The 18,621-nt window shown below is 39.0% G+C and carries 17 protein-coding genes and 1 pseudogene; 8 read left to right on the top strand and 10 right to left on the bottom strand.

Annotation, left to right across the window (positions count from 1 at the left end):
* Positions 1-323 precede the first annotated feature (323 nt).
* Together ahpC and F907_RS0118020 are read left to right on the top strand one after the other, a co-directional pair.
* Positions 324-887, top strand: coding sequence for an alkyl hydroperoxide reductase subunit C (gene ahpC / locus F907_RS08915; protein WP_004772679.1), 564 nt, complete (start codon positions 324-326; stop codon positions 885-887).
* 252 nt (positions 888-1,139) lie between these two features.
* Entirely contained in the window at positions 1,140-1,349 is a 210-nt protein-coding gene (locus tag F907_RS0118020; protein WP_005204416.1) for a KTSC domain-containing protein, read from the top strand.
* 52 nt (positions 1,350-1,401) lie between these two features.
* On the opposite strand, the gene F907_RS08920 is transcribed toward F907_RS0118020, so the two are convergent.
* Complete coding sequence (locus F907_RS08920) at positions 1,402-2,595, bottom strand: alkane 1-monooxygenase (protein ID WP_016652214.1); 1,194 nt, start codon at positions 2,593-2,595, stop codon at positions 1,402-1,404.
* A gap of 122 nt (positions 2,596-2,717) precedes the next feature.
* Here F907_RS08920 and F907_RS08925 point away from each other — a divergent pair, with 122 nt between their 5' ends.
* A complete protein-coding gene (locus tag F907_RS08925) occupies positions 2,718-3,767 on the top strand; it encodes a helix-turn-helix domain-containing protein (protein WP_016652213.1) in 1,050 nt (349 codons plus the stop codon).
* Here the strand turns inward: F907_RS08925 and F907_RS08930 are convergent.
* Positions 3,744-4,331, bottom strand: coding sequence for an O-methyltransferase (locus F907_RS08930; RefSeq protein ID WP_016652212.1), 588 nt, complete (start codon positions 4,329-4,331; stop codon positions 3,744-3,746). The genes F907_RS08925 and F907_RS08930 overlap by 24 nt on opposite strands.
* A 40-nt stretch (positions 4,332-4,371) precedes the next feature.
* Positions 4,372-4,590 carry a DUF1653 domain-containing protein gene (locus F907_RS08935; RefSeq protein ID WP_016652211.1) on the bottom strand — a complete coding sequence of 73 codons (219 nt, stop codon included), beginning with the start codon at positions 4,588-4,590 and terminating at the stop codon, positions 4,372-4,374.
* Positions 4,591-4,821: 231 nt separating this feature from the next.
* On the opposite strand from F907_RS08935, the gene ahpF reads away from it, so the two are divergent.
* Positions 4,822-6,387, top strand: a complete 1,566-nt coding sequence (ahpF, locus tag F907_RS08940) for an alkyl hydroperoxide reductase subunit F (protein WP_016652210.1) — start codon at positions 4,822-4,824, stop codon at positions 6,385-6,387.
* Between the two features lie 157 nt (positions 6,388-6,544).
* On the top strand, positions 6,545-6,889 hold the full coding sequence (locus tag F907_RS08945) for a hypothetical protein (protein ID WP_005274627.1): 345 nt from the start codon (positions 6,545-6,547) through the stop codon (positions 6,887-6,889).
* Between the two features lie 64 nt (positions 6,890-6,953).
* Here the strand turns inward: F907_RS08945 and F907_RS08950 are convergent, their stop codons facing one another.
* Both F907_RS08950 and F907_RS08955 read right to left on the bottom strand, forming a co-directional pair.
* The gene (locus tag F907_RS08950; RefSeq protein WP_005242024.1) at positions 6,954-7,565 is read right to left on the bottom strand and encodes a glutathione binding-like protein; all 612 of its coding nucleotides are present in this window, start codon (positions 7,563-7,565) and stop codon (positions 6,954-6,956) included.
* A 206-nt stretch (positions 7,566-7,771) separates the two neighbouring features.
* Positions 7,772-10,213 (bottom strand): ExeM/NucH family extracellular endonuclease, encoded by a 2,442-nt coding sequence (locus tag F907_RS08955; RefSeq protein WP_005274625.1) that lies wholly within the window; start codon positions 10,211-10,213, stop codon positions 7,772-7,774.
* A 182-nt stretch (positions 10,214-10,395) separates the two neighbouring features.
* On the opposite strand from F907_RS08955, the gene trmB reads away from it, so the two are divergent.
* Positions 10,396-11,112: a tRNA (guanosine(46)-N7)-methyltransferase TrmB gene (gene trmB / locus F907_RS08960; RefSeq protein ID WP_004654068.1), complete on the top strand. Its 717-nt coding sequence runs from the start codon at positions 10,396-10,398 to the stop codon at positions 11,110-11,112.
* 289 nt (positions 11,113-11,401) lie between these two features.
* Here the strand turns inward: trmB and F907_RS08965 are convergent, their stop codons facing one another.
* A complete protein-coding gene (locus F907_RS08965) occupies positions 11,402-12,088 on the bottom strand; it encodes a Crp/Fnr family transcriptional regulator (protein WP_016652209.1) in 687 nt (228 codons plus the stop codon).
* Positions 12,089-12,383: 295 nt separating this feature from the next.
* On the opposite strand from F907_RS08965, the gene add reads away from it, so the two are divergent.
* Positions 12,384-13,373, top strand: a complete 990-nt coding sequence (add, locus tag F907_RS08970; protein ID WP_016652208.1) for an adenosine deaminase — start codon at positions 12,384-12,386, stop codon at positions 13,371-13,373.
* A gap of 84 nt (positions 13,374-13,457) precedes the next feature.
* A complete protein-coding gene (locus tag F907_RS08975; RefSeq protein ID WP_016652207.1) occupies positions 13,458-14,030 on the top strand; it encodes an HD domain-containing protein in 573 nt (190 codons plus the stop codon).
* 44 nt (positions 14,031-14,074) lie between these two features.
* Here F907_RS08975 and F907_RS19530 read toward each other — a convergent pair.
* From F907_RS19530 to F907_RS19235, 4 genes and pseudogenes are all read right to left on the bottom strand, one after another.
* Positions 14,075-14,185: pseudogene (locus F907_RS19530) on the bottom strand (DUF6708 domain-containing protein); the annotation flags it as partial.
* Positions 14,186-14,257: 72 nt separating this feature from the next.
* Entirely contained in the window at positions 14,258-15,346 is a 1,089-nt protein-coding gene (locus tag F907_RS08980) for a DUF6708 domain-containing protein (protein ID WP_016652206.1), read from the bottom strand.
* Positions 15,347-15,352: 6 nt separating this feature from the next.
* Positions 15,353-18,286 carry a T6SS effector BTH_I2691 family protein gene (locus F907_RS08985; protein WP_016652205.1) on the bottom strand — a complete coding sequence of 978 codons (2,934 nt, stop codon included), beginning with the start codon at positions 18,284-18,286 and terminating at the stop codon, positions 15,353-15,355.
* Positions 18,276-18,563 carry a hypothetical protein gene (locus F907_RS19235; protein ID WP_228129554.1) on the bottom strand — a complete coding sequence of 96 codons (288 nt, stop codon included), beginning with the start codon at positions 18,561-18,563 and terminating at the stop codon, positions 18,276-18,278. The genes F907_RS08985 and F907_RS19235 overlap by 11 nt, the downstream gene beginning before the upstream one ends.
* Positions 18,564-18,621 lie beyond the last annotated feature (58 nt).

Raw genomic sequence — 18,621 nt, 5'->3', positions numbered from 1 at the left:
TTTAACGAAGAAAATTTAATCGTATATCTTGGTTTTTTATATATTTTTAGATTTTTTCAATTTTACCCTTGAATTTTAACAGCGTAGACTTCATGTTGTTATGCACATTAGTTCTGGATCTTTTGTCATGTTTGCTTCATCTACATGCGGTCAAATAAGACAGATATCCTTGGGTGAAAGTCGTTTTTGATTGAGTTATTCAATTTTCCGATTTTAGTCATGTAAAAATACTATTTCCCCAATAACTAAAAATTATTTATTCTTGACCTCGTAAACAAGTAAGGCGTTAGCCTCTCAATAAAACCTCAATCATGGAGACAATGATGAGCTTAATTAATACTGAAGTTAAACCATTTAAAGCAACTGCGTACCACAACGGTCAATTTGTTGACGTATCTGAAGCGGATCTTAAAGGCAAATGGTCTGTTGTATTCTTCTACCCAGCTGACTTTACTTTTGTATGCCCAACTGAGTTAGGCGACCTTGCTGACAACTATGCTGAATTCCAAAAATTAGGCGTTGAAATTTATGGCGTGTCTACTGACACTCACTTCACGCACAAAGCTTGGCACGACACTTCAGATGTTATTGGTAAAATCCAATATCCATTGATCGGCGATCCAACTTGGACTCTTTCTAAAAACTTCGACGTATTAATCGAAGCTGCTGGTCTTGCTGACCGTGGTACTTTCGTAATCGATCCAGAAGGCAAAATCCAAATCGTTGAAATCAACGCTGGTGGTATCGGTCGTGACGCATCTGAACTTCTTCGTAAAGTTAAAGCTGCTCAATATGTTCACGCTCACCCAGGTGAAGTATGCCCAGCAAAATGGAAAGAAGGCGAAGCTACGCTTGCTCCATCTATCGACTTAGTTGGTAAAATCTAATTATTTAGATTAGACCAATTGGTTTGAAACCACCCTTCTTAGGGTGGTTTCTTTTTGCCTGTTTTTTTCAAAATCGTAGATTAGTAAACCTAAAATTTTATAGCTAATTTTTTACAATTCTTATACTTATAAATTTATAGCAAGCTTCACTTATGAATTGTCAGACCGTCCCAGTTGGAGTACTGTCAAATGAGGAAACACCAGAGTTATTCATTATGTACTAAAAGATCAAATCAATATGGGGACGAATATATGGAAAAACCGGTTGTTGTAACCTCTTGGAAATACGATGTTTCTTCACGCTATTTAAAAATTTTCTATAGCAATGGCTCAGGCGAGCTTTATCATCCTGTTCCAGAGTTTATCTACAATAATTTGCTTCGTACCAACGATAAAACAGCCTTTGTGCATAAATATCTTGAATTTGATCTACATTTTAAACGGCTCTGTATCTCAGCTTAAAATATTAAAAATCAGCCCAATTGGGCTGATTTACGTTGGATCTGATTGAGCTTTAAGCGGCACTATCCTGTTCAGCATATTTGTCTAACATTTTCTGCTTGGCTTCAGGATAAACATTAATTCTGTCTAAATCACCTTTGTAGTGCTGCACGACCCGATCATCCATAATTTTTGACCACCACGATGGAATAAACGCAGGTAAAATCATTGCACCATACCCTGCTGGTAATTGAGGTGCATCTTCAAAATGACGCAAGGTCTGGAAGCTTCGGGTTGGATTGGCATGATGATCCGAGTGGCGTTGTAATTGATACAAGAACAAATTGGTCACCACATTATTATTATTCCAGCTATGCTCAGGTAAAGTACGCTCATATTGACCATTGGCCTTTTTCTCGCGCTTTAAACCATAATGTTCAATGTAATTCACTGATTCAAATAAAGTCACTGCATAGGCAGCTTGCGTGACTTGGAACGGTACCGAACGCATGCCAAACTTGCTAAACATAGCCGCATGATACACGGCAGACATCGCCCAGCCATGGATCAGCTCATTTTCCTTACAGAAGAAAGGCAACTTCTTACGTTCTAAACGATTCTTTTCAATTTCAATCGCGGATTTAAAACTGCCAATGACAGTCCGTGGTAAGAATTTCCAGAAACTTTCGCCAAATTGGGAAGATGCAGGATCTTCTGGTGTTGCAACACGACGATGATGCCCATATGGATGTTCGATGCGGAAGTGGTTATAACCCGATGGTGCCAAAGCCAAATGGGAAAGGTAATGTTCAAGCCGTCCAGTTTTATGGCTAAGTTCATGTGCGGTATTAATCGCAATCCCATTGACCATGCCCACCAAAGTTCCAAGTAAAACTTGATCCGCGACGGGCGTATCTTTGCGACTGGCTAAATAAGCGCCATAAATATTGGTCGCATATTGTAATGGTATGAAAAGCTTCACAATACGTGAATAATAAGGATCTGCTTCCAAGTCTGCGATTGCATCTAATGGCGGATTTTCCGTGTCTTCACCAATCAGTTTATCCAGTGCAGGAATAACGCCATGAATAAATAATGGACCAAAAGAAGCGAAGAATTTTTTGGTTTTCTTTGGGCCAAATTGATAACCCGCTAGACCGCTCATTGCAATTGTAGGGACAGCCAAACCCAATAACCATAAATGACGTTTTTTATCTTTAAAGTTTGTTGTTACCTGCTCTACATCAATTTGAGTATGCATATTCATTAGAATTTCCTCAATCAAACACAAAATGTTTTGCTTGAATTGAGTGTGTGCTTTTATCACCCCTCTATATTATCATTTTAAGACTTGCTATTATCATTTTAAGACTTTAATGAGCAATTCTTGTGCAAAAGCAGCAAATTCCAGTTATTCCATCGCGTTATTATTTGCGGCTGATTGAAATACTGATCAGTACACATCAATACGATAATGATTTGCTCATCAGTTTAAAAGATGAACTTGCAAAAACAGAACTGCTGTCAGTTCAACAAATTGAACAATTCATTGCGATTGGTTTAAGCCTACCCAATACCCAAGACCTCGCCTTTGAACTGGGGAAAAATCTAAAACTGAGTTCACATAGTTTGGTTGGTTATGCCCTGATGACCAGTCCTCATCTAGAACATGCACTTAGACTGATTGCACAGTACTTTAGATTGATTATGCCGAGCTTTAAACTGAGCATTCATTTCCCAGCAGAATCAAACAAGGTTGAACTGTTATTTGAACCGATTTTACACATGAACAAGCAATGTCTGGCCTTTCATATTGAAGCGATTGCGGTAGCCTTTTACTACAGCTTATTAGAGTTGGCTGGTCAGCAATTACAACGCTATCAAGTCTATTTAAGTATCCCAGAACCAGTTTATCAAGAACGTTATCTACATTTAGTCAAAGCCAATTTCCACTTTAACTACACCTGGATCTCAGGCATACGGGTTGTCATTGATGCACAACAATTGGCACTGCCCTTACCATTGGCAGATGCGCATAGTTTAAAAGTAGTTGAACAACGTTGTCAGGAACAAATTCAGAAAATCTATCATCAAGGTGAAATTGTGGAATGGGTCAGCATGATGCTCAAGCAAGCCAATCAAGTCCCCACCTTAACTGAATGCGCCAAAGTCTTGAACATTTCTACCAAAACCTTACAGCGTTATTTACAACAGCAAGGTGTTGAATTCCAAACCTTAAAACAGCAGGTCACCATCGAGCGTGCTATTGATTTATTGGAGAATTCTACATTTACCATTACCCATATCGCCTATGAGCTGGGTTATTCCAATCCGGCCAATTTTACCCGTGCATTTAATAAGCTCGTTGGCTGTAGTCCGCAAATTTATCGGCTAAAACACCAGCAAAAAATAAGCTTACTTCAAGACCACCAGACATAGACCCGCGCCAATTGGCAGAATCGTGCTCATATACGCTTCATCATCTTTAATCTGTTCAAGAAATGCTTTTACTTCTGCAGCATGGGAAATCACATTATCAACAATCAAGGTACTTCCAGAAGACTGCAATAAGCGTTTTAAATCTTCCCAATAGCTCACATAGCTGCCACGTTCGGCATCCAATAAAATTAAGTCAAATGGGTCGATTGCCTGTGCCAGATAATCGGCAGCATCTCCTACCCAGAAATCAATAAATTTATCTAAACCGAACTCTTCAGCATATTTTTGTGCTTGGGCACTACGAAAAGCATTGATCTCAAGGGTCTGTACGGTCCCACCCACAGCCTTAGCTGCTTCTGCCAGCCAAAGCGTTGAATATCCTGTAGAAGTACCAATTTCCAGAATCCGTTTTGATTGCTGGGTGCGAACCAGCATCCCAAGCAGTTTGGCCGATTCGGCTTCAATATTCCGATAACGTCTTAAGCGATCAGACTGCCGTGCATCATGTTGTTTAAACTCATCATATAAATCAGAAATACGTTGTAAAAATACAGTGCTGGTCATGTCTGATCCTCCCAATACGTGTCCCCGACAAGTATCGAATTTAGGTGTTCTGAATCAACTTGAAACGTGGCAAAACCTGCCCATCATCCAACTGAACCGTTTCAAGAAACATCGCTAATGGACGTACCCACATGGAATAATCCCCGTATAGGCATTGGTAAACAACCAGCTCTTCTTCGGTTTCACTATGACGAGCCACATTAAATACTTGATATAATTGTCCTTTATAGTGTTGATAGATGCCACGCTGTAATGCCATGTTGTTTACCCTTTGTTTATGCCACGAAATGATTGCAGTTATATAACAACTTTGATTGTACTCAAATTTTTACTGAAAGATATGTTCAAAAAAGTGACAAAATCATTAAAAATTCAAAAAACCGATCAAACTCATAAAAACATACTGTTTTACCTATTCATTACTTTTGCATACTATAGCCTTATTGAATGAATTTAGCTGATTTGAAAGTCTTAGCGTTTGGAGAAATATATGTTAGATCAAAATATTAAAACTCAATTAAAAGCTTACTTAGAACGTTTAGAAAGTCCAATCGAGTTGGTTGCTGCTTTAGATGACTCAGATAAAGCAGACAAAATCAAAGAACTCGTGACTGAAATTGCTGAACTTTCTGACCAAGTTACGGCGCGTTTTGACGGTTCAAACGCTCGCCGTCCTAGTTTCGGTGTGGCCAAAGCAGGCGAACAACCACGTGTGTTCTTTGCTGGCTTACCGATGGGACATGAGTTTACTTCCTTGATCTTGGCATTATTACAAGTGTCGGGTTATGCCCCTAAAGTCTCTGATGACGTACTCAACCAGATCAAAGGTTTAAACTTAACAGCAAATTTTGATGTGTTCGTGTCCTTGAGCTGCCACAACTGTCCAGATGTGGTGCAAGCCTTGAACTTGATTGCGATCAATAATCCAAATACTACGGCGACCATGATTGATGGTGCCTTCTTCCAAGACGAAGTTGAAGAACGCAAAATCTTGGCAGTACCCATGGTATTCCAAGACAACCAGCATATTGGTCAAGGCCGTATGACACTGGAAGAAATTGTAGCCAAACTGGATAGCAATTCAGCTGAGAAAGATGCAGCCGCAATCAATGCTAAAGATGCTTTTGATGTGTTGGTGATTGGTGGTGGCCCTGCAGGTGGTACAGCAGCAATCTATGCAGCACGTAAAGGCATTAAAACCGGTATCGTAGCTGAACGCTTTGGTGGTCAGGTGATGGACACCATGGACATTGAGAACTTCACTACGGTTCAAAAAACGGTAGGTCCTCAGTTTGCTCAAGACATGGAAGCCCATGTGCGTGAGTACGGTGTAGACATCATGAACCTGCAACGTGTCAGCAAGATCACCGGTGCAGATCAAACGGCCAATGGTCTGGTTAAAGTGGAACTGGAAAATGGCGCCAAACTTGAATCGAAAACCATCATTCTTTCAACAGGTGCGCGTTGGAGAGAGATGAATGTACCAGGTGAAGCAGAATACCGTACTCGCGGTGTTGCGTACTGCCCACACTGTGATGGCCCATTATTCAAAGGCAAACGTGTTGCGGTGATTGGTGGTGGTAACTCTGGTGTAGAAGCAGCCATTGACCTTGCAGGCATTGTTGAGCATGTGACTTTGGTTGAGTTTGATACCAAACTTCGTGCTGACCAAGTGTTGCAAGACAAATTAAACAGCTTGCCAAACACCACTGTGATCATGAATGCCTTGAGTACTGAAGTCGTGGGTGATGGTTCACAAGTCACGGCGTTGAAGTATAAAGACCGTGCCACTGATGTTGAGCATACTGTTGAACTTGCAGGGATCTTTGTACAAATTGGTTTATTGCCAAACACTGACTTCTTGAAGAACAGTGCAGTTGAACTGAGTAATCGTGGTGAGATTGTGATTAATGACCGCAACGAAACCAATGTCAAAGGTGTGTTTGCTGCAGGTGACTGTACTACAGTACCGTACAAGCAGATCATCATTGCGACGGGTGAAGGCGCGAAAGCATCACTGTCTGCCTTTGACTATATGATCCGTTCTGGCGTTTAAGCTCATCTAATAGCTATGCACGCACTTACATGATCTGATGTAAGTGCGTGTTTTTACAAGTTATCAACAATTTTTCTACTTTATTATTCCTGTAGTTTATGTTTATATTTTTGCTATCCATTCCTATTGGATGCCACAAAGAAAAGGAAATATGACAATGAATAAATTACTCGTTGCTTTAGGTCTCGCTGCTACTGTTGCCCTTGTAGGCTGTAATAAAGATAAAGCGCCTGAAACAGGTGCAACAACTGGCGAACATTTAGAGCATGCTGCTGACCAAGCTGGTGCTGATCTTCACAATGCTGCTGATGCTGCTTCAAGTGATGTTGCGACTGCTGTAGATACAGCAAGCAACCAAATTGATGCTGCTGCTGATCACACTGCGAATGCAACTGCTGAAGCTGCTGCAAAAACTGAGGCTGCTGCACGTGATGCAACTGCTAAAGTTGCTGGCGCGGTTGAATCAACGGCTGCTGATGTAAAACAAAAAGCTCAACAATAATTTCAATTATTGTTGAAATAAAAAAGCCTCTGTTTACAGAGGCTTTTTTATTGGGATGCATCAATTAGCTCAATAAGCCTTCATCACGCATTGCGATTTGCACAGACTGACGTTCAGCCACTTTATTACGCAACGCAATAATGTTGATATAAGGCGTCAAGTCATGTTCGATATGATTAGACCAGTTAGTTAACACAAATAAATAAGCATCTGCTGGGCCAAAATTATCATCGACCAGATAATCATATTCAGATTCAGCTAAGTAGTTATCGATATAACTGAGCAAACGATCAACTTCGGCATAGGCTTTGGTCTTTTCATCGTCGGTTAATCGACCGCCAAAAAAGACTGAATAAGCATCATGTAATTCTGAGTTGAGGTATCCCAACCACTCTAGCACCTTGGCACGCCCCATGCCTGAAGGCGGAATCAAATCCTGTTTTGGATCATGCTGAGCCAAGAAAGGTAAAATCGCTACATTTTCAGTTAAAATCAAACCTGGATTAATTTCCAAAGCAGGCACATAGCCCTTTGGATTAATCTCGTAATAATCTGCACCTTTTGAGGTTTTATGTGTTTTTAGATCAACTCGTTCTAAATCAAAATCTACGTTAATTTCATTTAAAATAATATGGGCTGCCAATGAGCATGCACCAGGTGAATAATACAACTTCATAATTGATCCTTGTTATCTAACGACTTATGCTCTAGAACGTTCCAACGAAACTCAAGAACAGAAATAACTAAAATTTATAATAGCTTTCATGCTAAGAACATCCACACCACTACTATTAATGAATTTTTTTCTGCCTTGCAAGTTATATTCCGTGACGATTGATTAATTTATGAAAAAACAAATCAAACAAGGTCACGGAAATCGCGTTACGCCCGACCAAAAATCTTCCCTAACCATTCAAATAATGAGTTTAAAAATTCAACGATGATATTCTTCGGATTGTTTGGTTCTAATTGCGAATCCGAGCTTTTCATGTCCAGATCTACAATTACAGGATCATGATCTGAAGAACGATAAGCATCAGCAGCAAAGAACAGTGCTTTTTGCTCATCGGTTTTATATTCTTCGTTATAGTCCAATACCGTTGGCTCATCAGCATTGATATGCCAAGCAAAGGTTTTAATCACGCGCTTATACAGATTGGCATCGGCAATGGCATGATCAAGGTTTCCTGCACCGCCATAACCATCGGCATCACTCGATACACCAAAGACATAGCTATAGGCCTTGCTGCCCTCACCCACTTTGCTGTCATTCAACAAGACTTTATAGTTGGCTTTCTCAAAGGTCAGGATCGGATCTTCTTTGGCATAACTGTTCATATCGCCCAAGAGCAAGATATTCGGATTTTTCACTTGGGTTGGATTTTTGGCAATCCACTGGGTGAGTTGTTCAACCGCTTTAACACGGGTTGGGTTCCAACAGCCTTGACCATCTCTTTGATCGGCATCGAGAGAGTTGGCATCTACGCCCTTACAGCCTTTAGATTTGAGATGGTTTGGAATGACCGTGAAGATCTGACCACCTTGTACCGGTTTAAATGATTGCGCAAGCGTTGAACGGTTTTTATCCCCCAAGTCCAATACTGCGGCTTTATTGACCGGCTGGACACGTTTGCTGTTATAAATAATCGCAACCGCAATCACATCGGTACCCAGCTGATTCAGGCCTTCTGGAATCACATATTTCCAGTCTGGTCCTAAGGCTTTAGTCAGATTGGCAACCGCACTATCACTACCATAACCATTGTTGGCAATTTCCATTAAGCCATAAACGTCCGCATCAATCGATTTTAACGCATTCACGATTTTGGCATGCTGTTTATCAAATTCAGCCTGACTGTTGGCACCACGTTCTGTTGGGAAACCATTTTTACCGTTGTCATAGTTCAGCACGTTAAATGCCGCAGCACGAATATGCTTACTTTGTTTCGCTGCAATCGTTGTGCGTGGATTGGTGGTGGTCACGATTTCTGGCAAGTTCGCCCCTGCAATCGGTTGTACACGCCAAGCATTAAAACGATATTCTAAAATCCCTTGTGCATTCTTTAACTGGTAGCCAGAGCGCAAGGTATTGAGGGCACTAAAGTTCTGTGGCAACCACGGTGCACGGTTCTGGTTGCCATATCCATCATCAAAAATAATCTTGGAAAGCAGATTCTGCTGTGCCAATGCTTTTGCTTCATTGGACAATGCTGGATAAAGATTGGTTGGAATGAATAAGCGACCTAAACTCAGTGACAATTCACCATAACGGCCAAAATTATAGTTTTCACTCACCGTCAGCGTTTGCGGTAATTTTACCAGCATGCCCTGATAACGTTTTGGAGAGTTCCCAGATGCATCCGTTAAGCTGCTAAAAGGTAAATTCAAATCCAGTGGTTGAATCAGCGATGCCATATTCTGGTTACAGCTCTGAATATCTTGCTGTAACTGGTCAATTTGCAGTTGGTTCTGGTAACTGGTTAAACGACCACGCAGAATCACTTCATCGCCAACCTGTCCGCCTTTTACTGCACTGCTGGCAGGAATATAGACAAAGATGGCGTTACTGACATTTGCAGTAGCTTTACTATCAGGTGTTTGTACATAAAAACCAGAGAAACCATTGCTATAACGATAGTCTGCCGTGATCACACCACGAATGGTATAGTTTTGATTCTGTGTCGATTGCGCTAGGCTGGCAATCGGCGTGTCACTGCTATTACAACTGACTGCATCTGTAATCGGTGGTGTGGTGGTTGAGCCAGTTAAATTCGAAAAGTCATTCCGATCTGTCCATGCCTGCCAAGATTGATCTAAATCAAATGGGCTAGTTGGATCAACACTGACGACAGGGTTGTCAGTTTGAATGCGCTTAAAGCTATTGCCCATACTTAGCACTGTGGTGCCCCAACCATTTGTTGGACGTTCACCAATGCGACCAAAACGATCTACAGGCGTACCACGATAGAGCAAGACAATGGCATCGTCACCATTAAAGGACAGGCCCGCCACCTGATTCACCTTACCTCCCAATTGCGTCTGTAATTCAGAACGACCAATCAAGAATTTTTGTTTACTGGCCAACGTGCCCTGTAGTGGGAAAGCTACGGTTTTAACCGTGCCACCATTATTGAACTGCTGAATTTCATAATCAGCCAGATTTACCGCTGTCGCATCGGGGTTATAAATTTCCAGTCCTTTTTTATTACTACTGCCATCGACATATTGGCTAAACATCAATTGTGCATGTGCAGCGGAAAAGATTGAAGATGCACCTAACAGGCCTAAACAAATGGCGATCGAATGGTATTTGAAATTGTTCATCGTTTTTTACTTAGTGTTAAAATTGTAATTAGGCTATGCAATTTCTGTGACAGCTACATGAAGATTTTTTGACAAATTTTAATCAATTTCAGAAATGACTGGCTAAATAAAATCACTTAAAGTTTGACTTGACCACCTGAACACTTAAAATACGGCATTTCTATATTTATATCTCCAGAATCATGTCAAACGATCAGTTAGAAACGCAAATTACGGAACTCGACAATTTGCCTGAGCACCGTGAAATTGTGACGTTTATGCGTCGTTCAGCTCCGCTCAATACTTCACAACGTACTGCTTTAGAAGATTATCGTGATTTAATTTTGGAATACCCTGTTGGTGATTTACGTCAACACTTTGAACATCCTGAACGCCCATTAACTGTTGAAATCGGTTTTGGTATGGGTCGCTCTTTGGTATTAATGGCAAAAGCCAATCCTGAACGTAACTTTGTCGGAATCGAAGTGCATGTGCCTGGTATTGCACAGTGCGTCTATGAAGCGGGTATGGCGGGCTTAAAGAACCTGTTTGTACTGGATGCCGATGCGATTCAGGTATTACGTGAAATGCCAGATAACAGCATTAACTGCGTACAGCTTTATTTCCCAGATCCGTGGCAGAAGAAGCGTCACTTTAAACGCCGTTTTGTGATTCATGAGCGTATGCAACTGGTTGAACAAAAGCTTGAGTTGGGTGGTACATTCCACTCGGCAACAGATTGGGAACCATATGCAGAGTGGATGCTTGATATCCTAGATAACCGTCCAGATATGGAAAACTTGGCAGGTAAAGGCAATAGCTACCCTCGCCCAGAATGGCGTCCAGTGACTAAATTCGAGCGTCGTGGTCTGGAATCTGGTCATAAGATTAATGACTTTATCTTTAAGAAAATAAAGTAAAAACCCCCACTGTCTAAGCAAAGCCAAGCTCTCTTAAGATCCAAATGATGGCACTAAATATCATATCTTTAGTGCCATTTTATCATCCAATCGTATTCAAAAGATTCTTAGCAATGCTATGCTTTTAGAGTCTCAAAAACTATCAAAAAAATAATATCTTGAATTAGTCTCAAGCAATAAAAAATCATAGGCTAAAATAACCTCCTTCTTTAAATATTAAAACGATAGTTTTCTTATAAGCTTCCGAGTGAGATGTTTTATATTTTGTAAGCAAATTATCTCTTTTCAGTTAGAAAAAATCTGTCGCCTTGATTTCAGAGAGGTAATCGCTGTCCAGTACTTGCACTGTTTTATTTTTGAACTGAATAATACTTAACTCCGCTAAATCTTTAAGAACACGATTGAGCTGTCTAGTTGAAATTCCAAGCAGAGCAGCAATAGAATCACGTTTCTCTAAGTGAATAACAGTTCCTTCAGCTTCAGCCCTGATTGCCAAGTACTTTCGCACTTTAACAAATGCAGGAAGTGATACATTCGTCAGCAATTGAGTCGAAGCGTATAGTTTTTTACTCAGGTGAGTACAAATAAAGCGTAGAAAAATAGGGTCATTAAAACCATATTGCTGAATCTTGCTCAAAGGTATTTCAAGAATATCTGACTTTGAAATCGCTCGAACAGTACTCACCGTATACATATCGATATCTAAAAAAAGCTCTAAATCACCAATCACCGAGAATGCCTTTTCAATAGAAAATACAGCATAACTTCCATCTTGCTGAAAATGTTCTACTTGCAGCTTTCCATCCACCAGTAAGTAGAGATTATTTAATAAACTTCCTTGTGCAACAAGGTATTCACCCTCTTCTATTTGCTTTAATCGTAGATTTTCTAACAATGCTGGAGAGAAATAGCTACACAATGAAAATGTATCAATATAGGTCTGCATTAATTCATTTTTATTCATATTCTTCATCATTTACAACTCTTCTCTAGCCCGCGCATCTATCAGGCATACACAGTGTCGCTCTATGTTTTAAGCCGACTTTGGGCATAAGTGGCATAGAGCTAAATTACATTCTTCACTTAGCACATTTTATCAAATATTTAAAAAGGGACATATGTCCTTTTTTTAATTTAAATTGGAACATAAGCTGTAGCACACCTCAAGAATAAAGGTATTGTCACAGTAAGACTTTATATTGATTGATACTGAGATACAGCATTTGATGATGCGATGTTGAGCTAGTCGCTACTTATAAACTGAGAAAATTATGAAGTTATTTGATCCTAAAAAATTAGCCAAGGTTGAGCTGCATGTTCATTTAGACACCTCCCTTAGCTATTATTGTGCGAGGCAAATTCTGCCAGATTTAAGACTAAAAACATTTAATGACACTTTTATTGCCCCGAATAAATGTAAAGATCTAGGGGATTTTTTAAGTAAGATAGCGCCCACTCTGGATATTCTACAGACAAAATCAGCCATTGCTCTTGCAGTCGATGATCTATTTGATCAACTGAAGGCAGACCATGTTATTTATGCAGAACTTCGCTTTGCTCCCCTTTTACATACCCGACTAGGACTAACAGTAGAAGAAGTGACTGAAACAGTGCTAGAAGCAATGCAGCAAGCATCGGCACTATACGATATCAAAGCTGGACTACTTTTATGCACGCTCAGGCACTTTAGCCTTGAGGATAGTATGAAGACTGCAAAATTAGTGACTAACTTTATGAATGATGGCGTTGTTGGACTTGATCTGGCAGCTGACGAAGCGCGGTATTCATTAGACAATCACATCGCAGCTTTTGAACATGTTAGACACATGGGCGGCAATGTCATAGCGCATGCAGGAGAAGCCAAAGGAGCTGATAGTGTTACCGAAGTACTCGATAAATTAAGTGTAACTCGTATAGGCCATGGCGTACGTAGTATAGAAAATGATGCTGTCGTTGCGAGATTAAAGCAGCAGAATATATTACTTGAAGTATGCCCAAGTAGTAATATCGTATGCAATGTTTTTGAAAACATCGAAAAACATTCCGTCGATAAGCTTAAGCAAGCTGGTGTAAAGCTCAATATTAATACTGATGCTCGAACGGTGGCGAATACGACTTTAAATCAAGAATATCAATTATTACATGATCGGTTTGGTTGGCAGGATGAAGACTTCATACAAACGAATATTGATGCTTTAAACGCAAGTTTTATCTCAACAGCAACCAGAGAAAAATTGCTGCAATTAGTTCAAATATATTAAGCCAGACCTTACAACAATTTTTTAATGGCTCTACAACCTTGTGAACGTAGAGTTCTCTAATTTTGGAACCAACCGGAAAGCTGAATGAATACCGACATTATTAAAGGGCGTTTACTCTTTTTAAAAGAAGCTGAGAATCTAAAAAATATCATGCGTTCAGCCCACACATCTAATGGCAGAAATGAAAGCACCGCTGAGCATACCTGGAGACTTGCCTTATTAGCGCTCGTATTTGAAGATGAATTGAAATACCTCGACTTTTCAAGGGTCTTAAAGATGTGTCTTGTTCATGACTTGGGCGAGACAATTCATGGTGATGTCCCAGCAATTGAAAAGCAAAATCATCCTGATAAAAATGTCCAAGAACGTAATGATCTCTTATTCCTTACCCAGTCATTAGATGATCCGTTAAGAAGCTCGTTACTTGCGCTGTGGGAAGAATATGAGGCTGGTCAAACGCAAGAAGCAATTGCTGTAAAAGCTTTAGATAAATTAGAAACTATTTTACAGCATAATCAAGGCATTAATCCCAATGATTTCGATTATGAGTTTAACCTTACTTATGGCGAGAAATACACGAACAAACATCCTTTGTTTAAAAGTATCCGTGCATTCTTAGATAGGGAAACAATGCAAAAAATAAATAGCAGCAAATAAAGGTTGGGTCTTTAGAGCTGACCTTTATTGGTCAATTGAGCCAACACAAAAGTGGAGTTAAAACGAATAACCTTGCGATGGGGATAAAGCTGGTCTATTTTCAGGCTCTTTATATCAATTTCCCTTAAACGCAATCGCCCATTTTTATTGGGAATTCCAACCTCAAAGGGTTGATTAAGTGTCGTAAATTTTGTTTCATAATCTTCTCATAACATTTGATCTTGTTCTTATCTATAGTTCCAACTTAAGTAAGCTAATCCTGCCAGAAATGCGATAAAGATACTTGTTCCTAGGAACCAACCTAGAAATAAAATAAATTTTTCAGTCGAAGTAAACACCAATGGTGCAAGATGACGCTGTTTTCCTGTTGAGTCATAAGGATCATTACTTTCAATCTGGCATTCTTTTTCAATATGGGTAGGCCATTGAGGTATTTTTGAAAAATATAAACCTAAACGTCTTAATATAATAAGTGGGAATAGAGCAAAAGCAACTGTCGCGATTCCATTATCTCGCTCCGCTGGACGGGTTTGCTGAATGATTTCTTCACCATCAAACTGCATATAAACTCGTTCAAAACTTTCCTTAAAGCTTTCTTTCCTGTTATAAACATCAAAAAACTCTGGAATAGCTGCATCAATACTTTTTAGATCATAACCTTGCATATAGGCTTTAAAGAATGCCAAATGCTGATCAACCAATTCTTTTCCATATATTTTCGTAATAAAAGGAAAAATGATTTCTTCTTCCACAATATTATCCGCATTTACTAAACTTGCTCTTAACTCGATATCAAACCGTCCTTCTTGTACCGCAGAAAAACGTAAATCCTGCCAGTTTAGCTCAATGATTTTTTGTTGTTGGGGGGAAAAAGCATAAACTTTTTGTGCCTTTCGATTAAAACGAATCGGATAATGGGTATAACCAAACAAGTCATACTTCGCCATTTTATAATTTGAATAAATTATATAAAGAACACCTAATGAAATCATAAATATAAAAAGAGTGAACCAATACACTTTATCCAGCCACCCGTCTGTGGCCATTATAGAAAATAATATTAGGCCAAAAATACACACCGCCCACATCGGAAGGGCCAATGCTGTCGCTCGACCACGGATAAACTCCCAACTATCCATTACTTCCATAAAAGTGGAGTTAAAACGAATAACCTTGCGATGAGGATAAAGCTGATCCGTTTTCAGACTTTTTATATCAATTTCCCTTAGACGCAAGCGCCCATTTTTATTGGGAATCCCAATCTCAAAGGGTTGGTTAAGTGTTGTAAACTTGGTTTCGTAGTCTTCTCTTAACATCTATAGTTACTCGTAAATCTTTTCAAATTCAGTTTTTTCAGCTACTTGTGTCCAATTTTTACTCTCTGTACCCCATGCAGATGCTTCCAAGAAATTACGTATTTCCTTTCTTTTCCAAAAATCAATTCCATAACTAATAGCAATCGAAACACCAATCAAAAATATCCCCCAATAACCTGCTCTAAAACTTATGGAAGCTAAGCCCCATGAGCTATTACTTAAAAAGGCATGAGTAGTTAAAATAGCTATAAAGCCATTTGCAGTATATAAACTCGTAATAACATATTTATCTTTTTGCCAAGCATCAAAAGCTTTCATCCATTCAACACCTGCTAATAGTATCGCACCACCATATAAGCCAATTTTAGCGCCTAAAGCATATCTTCCTTGCAGTTTGACTAATGATTTAATCTCACCCAATTGTAAGATTTTCATTTGTAATTGCCGATCCATCACATCTGCAACATTGCCAAGAGTTGCTCCAAATACTCCTATAAGATTGGTAACTGATTGTCGGTTAATATCCGTTGCGATGCCTTGCGCTGCACCAATTAATGCTAAGGACTGTAAACTAAATGCAAATACACCAAAGCCAAAGCCCGTACCTTGCCGGGCAAATACTTTTTGGCTTTGCCCCTCTAACTGGTTTAATTGTCTAGTTTGTTCCAAATTGCCAGCAATTTTTTGGTCTGCTACGACTTGTCCAGCCCCCCGCACCACTCCATGCATGGCTTCACTGATTTGAGCCTGAGTCATATTGGGATTGATTTTCGCTAACTGTTGAGTATCCAGATGCAAGACCATATAAACTTTGGTACGCACTTTTCCTAAACGGTGAAAATCTATGTCAGTATTGAAATTTTCCAGTAATGCTTTTTTTAAATTAACTCTAAACGCATTTTTAGCATTTTTCTTGGCTTGTCGAGATTTAGCCTCATCAAAGTTAATAGGCGAATCGCGCATAATTTGCTGAATAATATCGGTTAACTTTCCTGCATATGCTTTTGTTGTTAACGTTTTCCCAGAAAAAACCTCAAAGCTTTTCATTGCCACAGTTTTGGCCGCATCAGGAACTTGATTGGCACGACCATGGAACACGCGCGCGACTGTGCCGCCGATTTGCTCGGAAAAGATATCGATTTTTACTTTAATACTTTCTTTAATCTTGTCAGCTTGCTTTTGATAATTTTCATGCTGCGCTATACTGTTCACATCAAAAAACTGTGTTCCTGCAAACGATAAAGTCGTGATTTGATTTTTACCTAAAAAATCATTCACCGAGTTTACGGTATCCTGCAATATATTAGAATCAAAGATAAAAGTTCTTAGTAAATAATTTTTCCGATTATTATAATTAGCCTCCTGTAGCAACTCTTCAAAATATTTCGAACATAGCTCCAAGGTATCCGCATTACCAACAATTCGGGAATTAATCGTTATAAAGTTACTCGCAGAAAATGGACTTTTATGATCAAAAGCATTCTCCATGTAGTTCAATAAAGTATCTGACTTAAGCCACTCAATATAAAATTTAACTATTGGCTCGATTTCAGTTTTCCCATAGTTGAGTATCTTTTCCGCCTGCTGCTCCAGCCAATCCTGCATAGCCTTTTGTTTTAATTTTTCGGAAAACCTATCTCCGACTATCCCAAGAAAGCTTTTTCTATTCCACTCATTTTCAAACTCATCATTGACATCTTTGGTCATTTTTATAATGTCTTTTTCTTCAAAATCAAAGAAGTTCTCCATATAATGTTGTCTTTTCAACATCATATTGTCATGGATTTTCTCAAAACTTTTGTCTGCTTTCTCTGCTTGATCCTGAGAGGGAAACATAGGCACATGAATATTGACTTTATCTTGTTCAGGAATGCCTTCCAGCATATGTTCAGCGCCATAGCGGAACCCGTAAAGGTTCCAGAGATCTGAATATTTCTCACCATGAATTTTAGCTTTAATTAAACACTTGAGTTTGATAATCTGCATTGCACTTTGATAAAGCCGTTCTTCCTCAGGTGTTCTAATCTTTTCTGCCAAATAGTTAATAATAGACAGCGTATCTTCTAAAATTCCCACTGGGTCATTAAAGACAATAACGCGTTCCTTCGATGTTACATACGGAACAGCGGGAGCTGACTCATCAAACATTGGCTCTTTGGTTTTAGGGTCTAATACAGGTTTATTATTTTTATCGGTCTTGATTGCCTGAAAACTAAAAGTACTTTTCCCTGTTTCATCACTAAATTCATCCGTTTCATGAAACGGATATTTAGCAATATCTTTGATTAAATCCTCTTCCCAAGGAACTAATTTTTTTACGATCTCAATTTGATCTTGTGTTATATTTTCAATACAAGATGTATAATCGATATATGGGAGTTGATAATCTGTTGGCTTGCTAACGTTGATCTGACTACATATCTTCTTACGTAAATTTTCATCAGTTTCGAATTGATTACAACTTTCAATGCTGAGTTGATGCCTTGAATAAAATAAGTCTACAACGGGTGAAACATCTTTGTTTGGAAACAAATCAAGTAACATCGCATTAGAGCTTGACTTTTGTTTACTGGTAACCGGATTTATAAAACAAGCATAGTCTTTGGCTTTAGGCTGAACGCCCATGCTATCTTTATCCATCGCACTGATAAAACCATTGGCATTAACATTATAGGCGTGTAAATTCTCATCATTATATTGCCCTACACGCCATTCTTTTGCATAGGCGTACAAATAGCCTTCATTTAATCTTCTATAGACATATTTTAAACCTTTGGGTAAAGCAGGTAATTTCTTCGCAAAAATGTCTTTAATATTAAAATGATCAGAGTTTTCAGTCTCTAAGGCGACAGCGATTCGAACTGGATAGAATGAGCCTAAACGCTCGCAAGTTTCACAACGATCATATCTATATTTTTCTGCAACGGTATTATCTGTCATTTCTCACCTCAAAAGCTAAATATTGTTTTTGCATAAAGTCCATTAAGGCTTGGAAATCAGCATTTTTTCTGGAAAATTCTTTTATACTGGAATTGATTTGATCAAAATTTTTGAGCTGTATTCTAGACTTTTGAAGAGTTTGTTCAGAGCTAAGATCTAAAGCATTTATTTCAAAAGAATGCCCCATTAAATCAAATGACCATGTTTCAAAAATTGAACGATATCGTTTGAGCCATCGATCAATATCGGTATTTAAAATCTGATGATCTTTCGACATATACAGGTGCACGAGTACTCGAGGATCGTAGAATCGAAACAATGTATTTTTATTTATG

Origin of the sequence: Acinetobacter colistiniresistens (assembly GCF_000413935.1) — a bacterium.
GTDB lineage: Bacteria > Pseudomonadota > Gammaproteobacteria > Pseudomonadales > Moraxellaceae > Acinetobacter > Acinetobacter colistiniresistens.
Note: the sequence above shows the minus strand (reverse complement) of the source record. Positions and strands in the feature narration are given on the sequence as shown.